The 14,035-nt window shown below is 55.1% G+C and carries 11 protein-coding genes, 1 tRNA gene and 1 pseudogene; 6 read left to right on the forward strand and 7 right to left on the reverse strand.

Annotation, left to right across the window (positions count from 1 at the left end):
* Window positions 1-247: 247 nt before the first annotated feature.
* The 4 genes from HU752_RS02480 (at window position 248) to HU752_RS02495 (ending at window position 4,827) form a co-directional block, all read left to right on the forward strand.
* Window positions 248-940, forward strand: coding sequence for a DsbA family protein (locus HU752_RS02480; protein ID WP_186683810.1), 693 nt, complete (start codon window positions 248-250; stop codon window positions 938-940).
* A gap of 289 nt (window positions 941-1,229) precedes the next feature.
* Complete coding sequence (locus HU752_RS02485) at window positions 1,230-2,516, forward strand: OprD family porin (protein WP_186683809.1); 1,287 nt, start codon at window positions 1,230-1,232, stop codon at window positions 2,514-2,516.
* A 141-nt stretch (window positions 2,517-2,657) separates the two neighbouring features.
* Window positions 2,658-3,590, forward strand: coding sequence for an alpha/beta hydrolase (locus HU752_RS02490; protein ID WP_186683808.1), 933 nt, complete (start codon window positions 2,658-2,660; stop codon window positions 3,588-3,590).
* A 118-nt stretch (window positions 3,591-3,708) separates the two neighbouring features.
* The gene (locus tag HU752_RS02495) at window positions 3,709-4,827 is read left to right on the forward strand and encodes an ATP-binding protein (RefSeq protein WP_186683807.1); all 1,119 of its coding nucleotides are present in this window, start codon (window positions 3,709-3,711) and stop codon (window positions 4,825-4,827) included.
* Between the two features lie 72 nt (window positions 4,828-4,899).
* On the opposite strand, the gene HU752_RS02500 is transcribed toward HU752_RS02495, so the two are convergent.
* Together HU752_RS02500 and HU752_RS02505 are read right to left on the reverse strand one after the other, a co-directional pair.
* Window positions 4,900-6,408 carry a beta propeller repeat protein gene (locus HU752_RS02500; RefSeq protein ID WP_186683806.1) on the reverse strand — a complete coding sequence of 503 codons (1,509 nt, stop codon included), beginning with the start codon at window positions 6,406-6,408 and terminating at the stop codon, window positions 4,900-4,902.
* A gap of 149 nt (window positions 6,409-6,557) precedes the next feature.
* Entirely contained in the window at window positions 6,558-6,830 is a 273-nt protein-coding gene (locus tag HU752_RS02505; RefSeq protein ID WP_186683805.1) for a hypothetical protein, read from the reverse strand.
* Between the two features lie 454 nt (window positions 6,831-7,284).
* Here HU752_RS02505 and HU752_RS02510 point away from each other — a divergent pair, with 454 nt between their 5' ends.
* On the forward strand, window positions 7,285-7,530 hold the full coding sequence (locus HU752_RS02510; protein WP_186683804.1) for a type II toxin-antitoxin system RelB/DinJ family antitoxin: 246 nt from the start codon (window positions 7,285-7,287) through the stop codon (window positions 7,528-7,530).
* Window positions 7,531-7,764, forward strand: a pseudogene (locus HU752_RS02515) (type II toxin-antitoxin system RelE family toxin).
* 149 nt (window positions 7,765-7,913) lie between these two features.
* Here HU752_RS02515 and HU752_RS02520 read toward each other — a convergent pair.
* From HU752_RS02520 to HU752_RS02540, 5 genes are all read right to left on the reverse strand, one after another.
* Entirely contained in the window at window positions 7,914-8,594 is a 681-nt protein-coding gene (locus tag HU752_RS02520; RefSeq protein WP_186683803.1) for an MAE_28990/MAE_18760 family HEPN-like nuclease, read from the reverse strand.
* Window positions 8,595-8,597: 3 nt separating this feature from the next.
* A complete protein-coding gene (locus HU752_RS02525) occupies window positions 8,598-9,740 on the reverse strand; it encodes a DUF262 domain-containing protein (protein ID WP_186683802.1) in 1,143 nt (380 codons plus the stop codon).
* A gap of 64 nt (window positions 9,741-9,804) precedes the next feature.
* Entirely contained in the window at window positions 9,805-11,130 is a 1,326-nt protein-coding gene (locus HU752_RS02530) for a class I SAM-dependent methyltransferase (protein WP_186683801.1), read from the reverse strand.
* Window positions 11,131-12,469: 1,339 nt separating this feature from the next.
* A complete protein-coding gene (locus HU752_RS02535; protein ID WP_186683800.1) occupies window positions 12,470-13,789 on the reverse strand; it encodes a tyrosine-type recombinase/integrase in 1,320 nt (439 codons plus the stop codon).
* A 163-nt stretch (window positions 13,790-13,952) separates the two neighbouring features.
* A tRNA-Thr gene (locus HU752_RS02540) sits at window positions 13,953-14,028 on the reverse strand.
* Between the last annotated feature and the right edge of the window lie 7 nt (window positions 14,029-14,035).

Here is a 14,035-nt window from a genome sequence, read left to right on the forward strand (position 1 = left end):
GGGGATGTATCCGTGAGGGTGTGAGGGGTTGGGAAATGTGCGTGAATGTTATCGAGTATTATTGTTAATTGATAACAATTACCAATAACGCGCATGCCTGGTATGTATCTAAATATGTCTGATCTGTTACGTGACTGGCATATGACCGGTTCCTGCAACAAACCAGCAGTCATATCGGCGTTTTTCGAACAGTTGCCCGGCGCTAACCTATCGCTATTGCCTGTTGATCACTTTCCTGGAAATCGCCATGACCGCTCCCGTGACGCTTCACTATATTTACGACCCTCTTTGTGGTTGGTGCTACGGCGCCAAGCCACTGGTGCAGGCGGCCAGCCAGCTGCTGCCCGTGACCTTGCACGGCGGTGGCATGATGGCCGGCAACAGCCGGCAGTTCGTCAGTCCGAACCTGCGTGACTACGTCATGCCCCATGACCGGCGCATTGCCGAGTACACCGGCCAGCCGTTCGGCCAGGCCTACTTCGAGGGACTGCTGCGTGACAGCTCGGCAGTCTTCGATTCCGCCCCGCCGACGAGTGCGGTGCTGGCAGCCGAGGAACTGGCCGGACGCGGGCTTGAACTGCTCGGCAGGTTGCAGACTGCGCACTACCTGGAGGGGCGGCGCATCGCCGATGTCGATGTGCTGCTGGAACTGGCGAGCGAGCTGGGTCTGGAACCTCAGGCTTTCCAGGCGGCGTTCGAGCGCAACACCGGCGCGGTGGCGGTCGAGCACTTCAAGAACAGCCGGGTACTGCTGTCGCGCGTTGGCGGGCAGGGATTCCCGACCCTGGTGCTGGAGCGCGAGGGGCGCTTCAGCCTGGTCGATATCGGTCCCTACCTGGGCAAGCCGGAAGCGTTCGCCCAGTCTCTGCGCGAGTCGGCCGGATTATCCGTGCAGGGCGGGACGGCACCGTCTTGCGGGCTGGACGGTTGCGCGAGTTGAAACACCCTGGTCGCTCATGCAAAACCGCCGTGCCGCTGGCTGATATGCCTTTTTTCGAGGTTGGCCAAAAATTCTTGTCTAATTGCCGAGGATTCACGAAATTGACACTTTAGTCGTGTCGCGGATAGGATTCGCGGCACGCCTGTGGCTATAAGCCATATACCCAAAATAATAAGAGGCCCGCTGCATTCACCTGCAGGCGGGCCTTTTTTTTTCTGCGTGAAAATACCAACACACAGGTTCAGCTCGGGAGCTGCAGGGCGTTTCATCAAGCTATAAGGAAAACAACATGTTGAACAAACGGATCGGTCTGCTCGCACTGAGCATTCTCAGCGCTACCCAGGCCATGGCAAGCGATCAATCGGACGCCAAGGGTTTCGTCGAAGACAGCCACTTGAACGTGCTGCTGCGCAACGCCTACATCAACCGTGACTACAAGGACGGCAACAAGGACAAGGCCGAGTGGGGCCAGGCTGCCATCGGTACCTTCAAGTCCGGCTTCACCCAGGGCACCGTCGGTGTCGGCGTCGACGCATTCGGCCTGTACGGCGTGCGTCTGGACGGTGGCAAGGGCACGACCGGTGCCCAGGGCATCGACTTCTTCGCCAGGGACAACAACGGCGACCCGGCCCGTGATATCGCCAAGGCCGGTGCCGCGGTGAAGTTCCGTCTGTCCAACACTGTACTGACCTACGGCGACCAGATGCCGGTCCTGCCGGTACTGAGCTACGACAACGGCCGCCTGCTGCCGGAAAGCTACACCGGTACCCTGATCACCTCCAAGGAGATCAAGGGCCTGCAACTGGACGCCGGTCACTTCACTGAAGAGTCGCGCAAGAGCGATGAAGGCCGTGACAGCGGTGGTCTGAAGAGCATCAACGTGCTGGGCGGCAGCTACCAGTTCACCGACAACTTCAAGGCGGCCCTCTACGCCTCCGACGTCGAAGACGTGCTGAAGAAGCAGTACGTGAACCTGAACTACGTGTTCCCGATTGCCCAGGACCAGTCCCTGACCCTGGACTTCAACGGCTACCGCACCAAGCTGGACAAGGACTACGCGGCTGATCACGACGCCGACGGCCGTGACAACAAGATCTGGAGCCTGGCGGCCACCTACGCCCTGGGTGCCCACTCCTTCACCGTCGCGCACCAGCGCAGCACCGGCGACAGCCTCCTGGGCTACCCGTACGGTGGCTACCAGCGTGGCCAGGGGCGCGTGGGTGATGGCGGCAACTCCATCTACCTGGCCAACTCCTACTGGTCCGACTTCAACGCCGCGGACGAGCGCTCCTGGCAGCTGGGCTATGGCCTGGACTTCAGCACCTTCGGTGTACCGGGCCTGAGCTACAACTTCGCCTACGTCCGTGGTGACAACATCACCACCTCCACCAGCACCGGTGGCAACGAGCGCGAGATCTTCAACCAGGTCAAGTACGTGGTCCAGAGCGGCCCGGCCAAGGACCTGAGCGTGAAAGTACGCAGCTCGATCCTGCGCGTGTCGCAGAAGTCCAGCGAGTACAACGTCGGCGGCAACGAAGTCCGTGTATTCGTCGACTACCCGATCAACGTGTTCTGATCGACGCGACAATGTTGTAGCGACCTGATCCCAGGTTGAACAAACGCCCCGACTGGTTCGGGGCGTTTTTGTTTGTGCCGGTTGCGGGTAATCTGTGGGGCTTGTGAGTGGATGCTTCCCCAGGATTGAGAGCCGGGCGCCATGACCGTCAGAACCTTTATCGCCCGTCGCCGCTGGCTGTCCCTGGGATTGCTGGCGCTGTTCCTTGCTGTTGGCCTGCCCTACGGTTGTTCCCGGCTGGCCTACAAGGAGCGCGAACTGCTGTTCAATATCCAGCCGGGCACCGCGGGCTGGTTCAACGGCCTGCCGGGCGGGGTGCGGGAAATGCAGATCCCGGTCAGCGACGGCCTGGCCGGCAGTGACTACCTGCATGCCTGGTGGTGGCCATCGAGCCGCGCCGATGCGCCCACCATTCTCTACCTGCACGGTACCCGCTGGAACCTGACGGCACAGGTTGGGCGGATCACCCAACTGCGTGAACTGGGGTTCTCGGTGCTGGCCATCGACTATCGCGGCTTCGGCGACAGCCCCGGTGGGCTACCGTCCGAGCGCAGCGTCTACCAGGACGCCGGCAATGCCTGGAAGCGCCTGGTGCAACTGCAGCCGGATGCCCGCAAACGCTACATCTATGGTCATTCCCTGGGCGGTGCGGTGGCGGTGGACCTGGCCGGTCGCCTGGCCGCCGACAAGCAGTCGCCCAAGGCTGCCGGGCTGATCATCGAGTCGACCTTCACCGACCTGGGCGACGCGGCCCGGGCCGCGATTCCAACCTCGTTGCCGGTGCGCTGGATCCTCTCGGAGAAATTCGACTCCATCGACAAGATCAGCCAGATCGGCATTCCCGTACTGATCGTCCACGGTACCGACGACCCCTACGTTCCGTCGCGCTTCAGCAAGACGCTATATGAAGCTGCCGCGCAGCCCAAGCACCTGCTGCTGATCAAGGGCGGCAACCATATCAACAGCATGATTCTCGGCAGCCGCGAATACGCCAAGGCGTTGCGCCAGGCCTTTGCCGGTTTTCCTTCGACGGCAGTCAGTGATCTCGCAGGGAAAAGCACGGTTGATCGTTAAGGCAGGGTCTGCTTGTGGGAATCCCCTCTGGGCAGAAACGGTAATATTTGCGGCCTTGCAATATGTATAAATATGCCAATAATCATAATTATGTTTTTTTGCATAAATTGACATATTCATGACGCCTGATCGCCTTTACTTTCCGCGCGCGGCTCTTGCCCAGCAGATATTGATGGGTTTCGAGAACCAGCTTCAGCAGGCCACGACCCTGTTTGCGCCACGTCGCAAGGGTAAGACACAGTTCCTGCTGAGAGATCTTGCGCCGATGGCGGAGTCGCAGGGCTTTGTGGTCGCCTATGCGGATCTGTGGTCCAACAAGGAAGACCCTGAACGCGTGATCTGTGCCGCCCTCGCCAAGGCGCTGCATGAGACCAGCCTGCTGACCCGGATTGAAACCTGGTGGGCCAGGCCGAAGCGCTCCCTCAAGGGCGTGAAGGTCGGCTTGGGGATGGACTCCGCTTCTGCCGAAGCCGAACTGAACGAGGCCGGGATTCCCTCGATTCATGAGTTGTTCGAGCGCTTCAGGATGGCGGGCAAGGGTAAGGCGTTGCTGATCGTCGATGAGGTGCAGCATTTGGCCACGCGCCCGGCGTTCGAGAACTTCACCGCCATGCTTCGGTCCCTGCTTACGACTAGCCAGGGGAGCGTTTTTGCAGTGTTTACCGGCTCATCCCAGGATGGTCTGACGAGCATGTTCCGGCGCAGCAAGGCACCGTTCTATCAGTTTGGTTCGCAATTGAGTTTCCCTGATCTGGGGCGGGAGTTCTCGGAGCATTTCGGTCGGCTCTATCGGGAAACGACGGGTTTGCAGTGGGAAGTGGAGCAAGCTTATCGCCTGTACGTAGCCCGAGGCATGACACCCCACTACCTGCGTACCTTGTTCACGATCAGCTTGACTCAACTCATATCCGTCAAGGAAGCCGACAAGATTGTTTGGGCAGGGATGGTGGATGAAGGGCAATTCACCACTTTGCTGCAAGAGCTACCACCTCTGGATCAATTGTTGCTCAGGGGGATTGTCGCCGGATCATCGCTGTATGCCGATGAATACCGACGCTCCTTGGCCGATGAGTTACCGAGCGGCCAAGTGCCTAGCACCCAACAAGTTCAGGCTGGGTTGGAGCGCCTGCGCAAACGGGGTCTGGTCGCCAACCTTGGGCATGGCCGATGGGCTGTCGAGGAGCAGGCTTTGGAGAGTTTTCTGCGTGGGCTTTATAGCGGACTGGAAGCGGATTGATCGAGGAGCCGGCAGATCATTAACCCAGGGGCAGCCTACGATATGATCCATGGGTGCCCCTTTGTTCAATCTTCAGCGTAGCCCGTACGAGTAAACCCCCAGATCACGGCTGTTGTACCAGTTGCCCTTGGCCCAGAACACCCGGTCCTGTGCTTCCTGGAAGCCGAGAATGCCCAGGTAGCCGTCGATCGCCAGCCGCGTCCAGGAGCGTCCCCAGTCCGTGGAATAGAACACCCCGTCTGCGGAAATCGTGGCTTTCGACCACCAGTACAGCCAGCGCGGCGGGTGGTGGTTGCTGGAGGTATTGATCAGCAGACTGTTCTGCCCCATCCAGAAATGTCCCTCGCGCAGTTGGCTATCGGAGCCCAGTGGCCCGAACACACTGGGCAGTTCGCCGACCACACTCCAGCTCAGCTTGGCGGTGTCCAGTTCGCCGATCCTGTTCTGCCCCTGCTCACCCTGGTCGATCAGGCCGATGACTCGTCCATTGCCGTTGTCCACCAGAGCATCGATGAACAGCCCGTCATCATGTTGCACGGACTCCACACGCCACTGGCCGGCCTCCCGCTTGAGCTGCGCGCGGGTGGTCAGGCTGACCGACAGGTTGCGGTCCCCTTCGCCCGGATTGCGCCCCCAGAAACGTTGCGAGACCCAGATGACCGCGTGCTGTGCGTCCAACTGCGTGACATGGGTCTGCAGGTCACCGGTGTCGCTGGCATCCTTGTACCACTCGGCAACGTCCGGGCGCTTGCCCTGGGCATATTCCTGGGTCACCAGCAGCGGCTGGGAGGCAAAGATCTCGGTGTTGGTCGCACCGCCGTCGGCCGAGTAGAACACCCCGGTAGAGATGCCGTCAGGTATGTCGCCATAACCCATCGATTCTTGACTCGGCGAACTCCAGGCCCAGATCTCGTTCTGGCCATGGAAGTACGGCTTGATGTTCCAGGCAATGTGATCGGCCTCGGAGAAAAAGCCCTTGGGCAACCAGCTCCAGTGCTTGCCCTGGTCGTCGGTACGAAAGACCGCGCTTTGTGTTCCGGCAAACAGCACCTGCGGCTTGCCATCGTCGGGTGGCGTATCGGTTTCGGGGCGGTCAAGGCCGCTCAGCAGGAAGACCCGGCTGCCATCCGGGCTCGCCACCAGGCAGGCGGGATCGGTGATATGGGCCACCAACTCGAAACGGCCCTCGGCATTCAAGCGCGAGATGAAGGTGGTTTCCTTCTGGCGCGGGGAGAGGAAACTGGAGAAGGTGCCGGATTCTTCCGCGTCCTTATCCTCGGTCTGCGCCGGTTTGCCGTAAAGCACGGCGTCCAGGTCCACCACGTTGGCGGCAGGTTGCAGATCCTTGGCCTCGGTCTCCACGCGACCGACCAGCCAGGTGCCTTGCGGGGTCACGACGACGCCGGTGCAGAACTGGGTCATCGCCCGTTGCCGGATGTCCTGCACCGCGCCCAGGGTCTGTTGATCCGGGCTGCTGCCGCCCCATTCGAGCTTGGCGCTGAGAATGACCCACATGTACCACAGTGCGATGGCGACGATCAGTATGACCGGCAGTTTGATGAGCAGCTTCAGGCGAGGCATGGGAGGTCCGTATCCAGGGAAAGGCTGGGTAGCTTTTCTCATTTTCGGATGCGGGAGTAAATTGCTGGCGCGGGTGAAAGGTTGGATCTGTGAAGTGGGTCAGGTGGAAAGTCCTCCCGCCAGTGGGCATCGGGCGGGAGGTGGCTGTTCTAGTGCGAAGCGGCGCGTTCCATCTTCCAGCCGATGGCGGCCAGTACATCGCAGCCATCCTGGAGCAGCAGCCAGGCGGCGGTGGAGAAGTGCCGCAGGTCCTTGTCATCGATCTGGCTGAAGCCGAGGCAGGTGATGCTGTACATGAGGTCGCGAGCGGCGTTGCAGCGCTGGGTGGCGCATTCGTGCAGGTCGGTCAGCGGGGCGTCGGCGTCGTAGTAGAAGACGGGGGTTTGGCAGAGGTTGCTTTGGAGCGGCTTGAACTTGGGCATCGAAGTAACTCCTGTAGTTTCCATAGGAGCTACCACTACCTGCGGCTAAACAAGTTAGGGTGGCAGCTATACGCGGGTTAGCCGAACCGGGACAGAAGTAGAAAACCCGGCACACCCATAGGGTGTCCCGCGCACAGCCGCCATGGACATGAAAACTCCAGACAGCAAAAAACGCCAGCATTGGTTAGCGGCGCCTGTGCGGCTACTTTCTGTTTCGACCGGCTAAGATCGAGTCGCCGATTTTGCGACGACCCAGGGACTATAGGCGGGCGTTAGATGGTGCGAAACGAAGGCAAAGTGCCGTTTTTGCAACCAAAGAATTCAGCGCTGGCAGGGCAGGGGTTGGAGCCGGACAAGCAGGCGATGCTTCGTCAGTAGATCTTCCAGCACGCTTGCTCAGGTTGATGTTTTGGGTAAGTGTAAAGATTACTGTCATTACGCCGAGGTCAGCACCATGGCATCCATCAATGTCCGTATCGATGACGATCTCAAAACGCGAGCCTATCGCGAGCTTGAGAAGCTGGGAGTCACGCCTTCCGAGCTGATGCGCCAGGTTTTGCAGTATGTAGTCGAGCGTGGGCAGCTACCTTTCAAGCCGGTCTTGATGACTGAAGAAGACGAGACTCTACTTGCAACCGTGCGCGAGCTACTGGCTGCACCTCAGCGAGTGAAGGTTTCGATGAATGACCTGTTGCCTTGAATTGATGCGCTGGCTCTGAAGGAATGGCACAAGCTGGGTGACACAGTTCGCCAGTAGTTCAAGAAGAAACTTGCTGAAATCTTGCTCAATCCCCGTGTTGAGGCGAATTGACTGCACAGCTTGGCTGATTGCTACAGGATCAAGCTGCGTAGCAGCGGGTATCGTCTGGTTTATCAAATTATTGACCAAGAGGTCGTGGTGCTCGTGGTTGCTTTGGATAAGCGAGCAGGCTGATCAATAAGGCGGCTGATCGATTGACGATAGCCGAAAGGTGGCGGCACCAGGAATCGAATCTATATATAATTACTTGATAAGCATAGGGTTTTCCTGGTGCATAATTCAACTCTATCTCAATATCTACCCTTTCACTGCCTAGAAAAGAGCTATGCAAAATTTGCTAGTCGTAAACCTATCACCATGTCGATGCATTCAGCCAGGCTTTTAAATTTTTCAACATAGTCTATTAGATCAGCTCCAGAAGGGGGTGTGTGATGACGACCTGTATGGGCGCACACATTACGCATCTCTATGAAAGACGTAAGAAATAGGTCTAATCGCCCATGAGACTTGTTTAGGTCATCAATCGAATTCCAAGCCTTTTCGATTTCAAGACCAGACAGTAGTGTTGTAACAGTTTCTGTACCAGGATTCGATTTTGTATTGGCAAATGACTCCCAGGCGAGATAGTATTTTGGTTGATCTAAAGATCCTAGTCGTCTGGCTAGGTCTTCTGATATATTTGTTGATTTAAGTTTTTTGTCTTTTTTGCTAGCGTTTACTAAGGCGTCCGCACCGCCAGAGTAATGCTTAAGTCGCATAGTGACCGGAATTTGGCTTATAGGTTTGTTTAAGTTGTTGATGGCTTCTATATAGTCTTTTACTATATTCTTGAGGTAGCTTTCAAAGTACCCGCTAAGTAGTACTATAACCGAGCAGCTTATTGCATTTGTGCAGGCGAGTTGGTTAGGTTTTAGCGCTGCTGGAGTTGATAGCGATAGTGCTACTTCTTCAATCGTTTCAAGAGAGCTTAAAAAGTCATCCGTGGCTATAAAATTGTTGTCCATAGCTCAAGGTTTCTTTTTGAGGTGCGAGCTAAACATATCCCTCGCTTTGTTTATCCTGGTTTTAATGGCGCCTTTTCCATTGGTGCCGCTTGATACAGACTTGAGGAAATCTGGGTCGCTACAAAGCGTCGTGAAATCAGCCTTTATTTGTGCTGCAATTTCTTCTGTTATTAACGCCGGGTCGTACTCTGACAAGCCGATCATAATTGCTTCAGCAATTGGGAGTGACGGTGGACCCTTCATCATCTTTGAAGGGTTTCTGAAAGAATTCGTACCAAATACAGCAAGGCTATTTACTACTGCGCGCTCAAAGCGTTCTGCATCCATTTTTTCAAGTTTTGGATCTGCAATATATAGCTTGTTACGCTCCTCCATGAACTCTCCGAGAAAGTCTTTGAAAGTGGTATCAATCTTTTCTGGATCAGAAAGAGCGAAGAAGCGCAAAACAATGGAAAGGTCGATCATCTTCTGGTAGATCGGATTGGATTGAGCCTCAATCGGGTCTACAGGTATTTCCCATGCTTTACAAAAATCTGGGTGGCGTGACAGTTTATGCAATGCATCCGTAAAAGGCCCTCGGAAGACAGCATTGCGAACTTCCATTTCATTAGCTTTGACGCCGCCTGTGTTGAGACGATCAAAGACATCATATTTAATGGCCGGGGAAGATTCTTTAAGTAGAGCAATTGCTGAAAGGAAGCGTCTAGTTAGGTGCTTATCCAGACCTCTTTTGACAAGGTCATTGAATCTAAGTCCATTCAAGTCGTCCCAGACTACTAGCCCCTTCAAGGCTAAAGTGTTATTTAGAAAGTTCTGGATTGCGGTGAGGCGTTGTCTGCCATCTAAGACAACATAAAAACCGTAATCATCCTCGCCTAAAAATACTGGTGGGACAGGGACGTTCATCAAAAGAGATTCGATTAAACGTGATTGTCTTTCTTCATCCCAGCGATCACGACGTTGAAACTCAGGATTAATTTTAATGTTATCATCAAGCATTGCAGGAAGTGTGGATATCGGGATATCAAGCTTCTGTGTAACAATTTGGCGCATTTGCGCCTTGTACTTTTTCTCGAAGCCAGAAAGTCCTTCTCCCTCTGGTTCCATTTCGACAATATCGACGTCCGCAGTATTTGAATCGTTCATCTACTTACTCCCTGTCACGATATTCGATGGTTAATCTGCTTGTAAAAAAAATAACGGTATATTTCTAGTTTTTTTGAAAGCATAGAACACTCTCAGTAGTGTTCCTGGTGTTGAGATATTTCTTGGACTTAAGGTTTACATCAACCATTGATCTTGAAGCCTTAAAATCATCTCTTCGCACAATGGTTAGTCCTGAATGGCTTGCCATTTCGGTAACTATCGTGGGTACATCGTTATGGACTTCTTTATAGTGAGAGTCTTGCACCACTAAAAAACAGGGACTTCCATGCTTCAAGATTCTAGAAATTTCTTCGATTGATCGAGATAATGAGGAAAAATATTGCAAATGATTTTTGAAGTAGTAACCTTTCGAGGCGTGCGACTGGTGGTTATACAGTCTTTCTAAGAATAGAGCGCAAGTAGAGCCCCATTTGCTCTCAAGGGTTGGTGCAATACGTTGCACTGTAGATGTTCCAGTAAGTCCTCTGCGGAGTGTGTCAAAATCGGACTGTTCGCATCGGATAACCGCAAGTTCTATGGCGGTAGATACTGCGTAATCTATTCGAGTGCAGTATGGCGGGGACGATATAATTGCATCGACTGACTCATTATTGAGTGCAATGTTTTCTGCGTTCCCAATTTTTAAGCATACAGTTGAATCAGCCTCGCGAGACTTAAAGTCGTTAAGTCCATAGAGCAAACTCAAGCTTCTGATTTCGTCTAAAAATACCGTATAAATAGTGCTTTGAGATGGGCGCTTGCGGTTCAACTTTGTTTTAGGTTGCTTTACCCAGGTTGGGTTTGAAGGTATAAAGTCTAGAAGCAGCTTTCGCGTGGTACGGAACAGTGCTACGTAAAAAAAAGCGGCTAGCGACGAGACTTGATCCATGGCCTTATTGTTGTTTAGCTGGATATATGTTCCGTTCGATATTAACAGATTGTTAATTCTGGTTTCTAAGTTTCGGAGAGCAACAGTACTTCCGGTGTTAAACCATTTTAGTAGAGGCTCGCCATCGCTTATCGTGAGCGCCCCTATGCTAAGTTGCGACTGATCAATTAATGATTTAGCAATTGAAATCAGGCTGGGGCGCTCTAGTGGAGATAGTAGGCGTGCCTTGGCGACTAGAACCATTGCAGGGTTTAAGTCAAAGCCAATGCAGTCGAAACCCTGCGAATACGCAGAAGTTGTAGTTGTTCCACTACCATTCCATGGGTCAAATACCAAAGCGTTTCGAGTCGGCTTCAATGTAGACAATATATTGCTAGAGAACTCGCTGGAGTAGCCGGCGTAGTAAGGAAAAACTCTAGACTCTTGCGATGCCTTAGGGGCTTTGTAAAGCTTTGGATTAGAAATCGCTATATTGTCGAAAGAGGTCGAATGAGACTTCATTGGGTACGACTCTTCATGTCATGTGCAAAGAAAGGTAAAGACCAGAGTTCGTAGCAGTAATGAGCCGTTGTCTGGGGGGCCGCAAGGTTGAATTTTACGCCACGCAGTACCAGATTTCCACGTTGGGCGAGCACTGATCTGATAACGTTTTTTTCAGCAGGAGGATCGACGCTCACAGCCTGCCTAGTCTTTGGGCTACCAGAGAAGCCGCAGGGCCGGGAGAATGTGATGGGGGCCAAGAAATTTTCAAGAACAAGGTGAGATTTTTCACTCTAGGTCATGAGGTCAGATTTCTGCCGTCACCAGTAATCATTGATACCGCTCCGTTCGTAGGGCTTCTCCGTTGCGCAAACGCCGGTGCCTTGCAGAGCTCAATTGTCGATGTGCCGTTTTCCTCTCGATCAATCCGCTGATCAAAACACTCCCGAATATCATTTTGGATCGTCCCCACGTCATCCCGCCAAGAATGCTGAGTGTTATCAGGGATCAAGGCCCCTGCGACCTGTGAGGGTTGTCCACTACGCGGGACTGGCGGCTCCTTACGACCGGGAGCAAGGGCATTTCATGATCTGGCCTCCTGAACACCGTTACCGGTGGGCGGGTGGAGGCAGCACTGGCTGACGAGACCAGCGCCTGAAGATCCTGAGCCGGGTGAACGCAGCGATGCGATGACCGGGGCATGCCTGACTGTCAGTCAGGTGCAGTCCATTCCCTGGTCTGCGGCACCATCATCTGCAGCGCTGTTGCTGGTGATATCAGTGTTTGTCACGCCAATTCTCACGAGGGGAATTGCCGCAAAGCCATGTGCGACGTGGGCTGCAGCAGTGGTAGGAGCGCCCGTCTCTTTCCAGAGAAAGAGACGGGCGCAGGTTGGCGCCTACGAAATGGCCAAGCGGATAGGTTGCTGCTGGGCAGGAGGGTAGGGTGGCTGCCGCAGGGGCAACGATATTGAGTTGGCATCCATCACATGGGTAGTGACCGTACGAGCTGCCGGACGCGAATCGTACTTGGGGGTTGAACCACCGCGGTTGCGGCGTGACCTTTCAGGTTTCTGGCCACATTCGGCTGCATCGGCAGCGCTTGCACCTACTGGTCTACGCCTGTGGACAATATTCGTCAAGCAAAGCGATTTCAGGTGGTTAGCACCTGTGGATAAAACTATCCCCCGGTGGACATCAGTGGTTTTCCACAGACGATTACTGTGCCAGTCGATTTTAATAAGGTTAGGTCCATTGAAACGGGGCGGCTTTGCCGCCTCGTTTCAATGGACCCGCGCGGAGGAGCTTCATACGGTGCTGTGGGTAACTTCACAGCGAGTTTGAGGTGGTGGTGCGGCGGGCTACTCGGTCCTCTTGGCACTGCGAAGGCGCGTGACGTTCTCGCCCGTTTGCTTGGCAAACTCATGCGGTGTCACATGATCCTCGCGGTTCGCCTTCAGAAACCTGCTCCACCAGGTCATGATCATCCGGCGCTCTTCGAGGAACTCGGCCTTGTGGGTATAGGCGGCGCGCACGTTGTTGCGTTCCTTGTGGCTCATCTGGCGCTCGATCGCTATCTCTGACCACAGCCCGGACTCGACCAGCGCACTGCACGCCATGGCTCGGAACCCGTGGCCGCAGATATCCACCTTGGTGTCGTAGCCCATCGTCCTGAGCGCGGCATTCACTGTGTTCTCGGACATCGGCTTCCAAGGTTTGGCATCCCCCGCGAACACCAGGTCGAATTTGCCGGTGATCGCGTGGATCTGCTCAAGCAAGCCCACTGCTTGCGGCGATAAGGGTACAACGTGAATGTCTCCAGCCATTTTCGTACCCCTTGTGGAAAACGGTACGCCGTCGAGTGCCGGGCGGGTGTCGGGGATTTCCCAGATTCCGCGCTTGAGGTCGAACTCGTTCCAACGGGCGAAGCGCAGTTCGCTGGAACGTACGAATACATGCAACGACAGCATCACCGTGAGGCGCGTGAGCGGGCGACCTCTGTAGTCCTCGATACATGCCAGTAGCTCTGGCAGCCGCGATAGGGGTAGTGCGGGTCTGTGAGTTACCCGTGGTGTCTTGATCGAGCCATCGAGATCGTGAGCCGGGTTCGCGGTAATCAGTCGCAGCCGTTTGGCCTCGCGCATGATGCTTTGCAGGTAGTTCTTGATCCTGAGCGCCACGTCGATGGTGCCGCGCTTCGTCACGGCTTCCAGTGGCTGCATGAGGTCGTGGGTGTCCAGCTCAACGATTGCTCTGGCACCGATTAAAGGGAACACGTAGGTCTTCAATCGGCTGAGCACAGTCTTGGCGTGGCCGGGCGCCCACTTGGGCACCATGCTCGCATGCCAGTCGAGCGCAACGCTTTCGAAGGTGCGGCCGTTGATCACGGCCTGGGTCTTGGCTTGTTGCTTGGATTGGATGGGGTCTATGCCGTTGGCAAGCTGCTGCCTGATCGTGAAGCGCTTGCGGCGTGCGTCACCCAGCCCGACCACCGGATAGCTGCCGAGGGCCGTCAGGCCTTCGCGGCCATCGGGTTTCACGTACCTGAGCCGCCAGCCTTTGCGGCCGTTGGGTTGCACAAGCAGGTAGAGACCGTCGCCGTCGAAGAGCTTGTACTCGCGCTCTCTGGGCTTTGCCGTGCGACAGGCGGTGTCGGTAAGCGGGGCGGTGGTGCGGGCCATAAGGGTAGTCTCCGATATCGAAACGGACCTCTATCCTTAAAACTACCCTTATTAGCGCTGGATACCCTCGGAATCCGACGGAACGCCAAAACGAAAAAACCCGCCAGAAGGCGGGTTTTTCGGGGGTTCCAGAGATTTTGAAAGCTTTCTATGGAACCTTGAATGGTGCCGGCACCAGGAATCGAACCCGGGACCTACTGATTACAAGTCAGTTGCTCTACCATCTGAGCTATACCGGCATGTCAG

It is taken from the genome of Pseudomonas vanderleydeniana (assembly GCF_014268755.2).
In the GTDB taxonomy this organism is placed as follows: Bacteria; Pseudomonadota; Gammaproteobacteria; order Pseudomonadales; family Pseudomonadaceae; genus Aquipseudomonas; species Aquipseudomonas vanderleydeniana.

Coding starts and splice junctions, on each gene's coding strand:
- HU752_RS02520 (WP_186683803.1), bottom strand. CDS start 8,594: ATGGACAACAATTTTATAGCCACGGATGACTTTTTAAGCTCTCTTGAA.
- HU752_RS02485 (WP_186683809.1), top strand. CDS start 1,230: ATGTTGAACAAACGGATCGGTCTGCTCGCACTGAGCATTCTCAGCGCT.
- HU752_RS02510 (WP_186683804.1), top strand. CDS start 7,285: ATGGCATCCATCAATGTCCGTATCGATGACGATCTCAAAACGCGAGCC.
- HU752_RS02500 (WP_186683806.1), bottom strand. CDS start 6,408: ATGCCTCGCCTGAAGCTGCTCATCAAACTGCCGGTCATACTGATCGTC.
- HU752_RS02480 (WP_186683810.1), top strand. CDS start 248: ATGACCGCTCCCGTGACGCTTCACTATATTTACGACCCTCTTTGTGGT.
- HU752_RS02495 (WP_186683807.1), top strand. CDS start 3,709: ATGACGCCTGATCGCCTTTACTTTCCGCGCGCGGCTCTTGCCCAGCAG.
- HU752_RS02530 (WP_186683801.1), bottom strand. CDS start 11,130: ATGAAGTCTCATTCGACCTCTTTCGACAATATAGCGATTTCTAATCCA.
- HU752_RS02505 (WP_186683805.1), bottom strand. CDS start 6,830: ATGCCCAAGTTCAAGCCGCTCCAAAGCAACCTCTGCCAAACCCCCGTC.
- HU752_RS02525 (WP_186683802.1), bottom strand. CDS start 9,740: ATGAACGATTCAAATACTGCGGACGTCGATATTGTCGAAATGGAACCA.
- HU752_RS02490 (WP_186683808.1), top strand. CDS start 2,658: ATGACCGTCAGAACCTTTATCGCCCGTCGCCGCTGGCTGTCCCTGGGA.
- HU752_RS02535 (WP_186683800.1), bottom strand. CDS start 13,789: ATGGCCCGCACCACCGCCCCGCTTACCGACACCGCCTGTCGCACGGCA.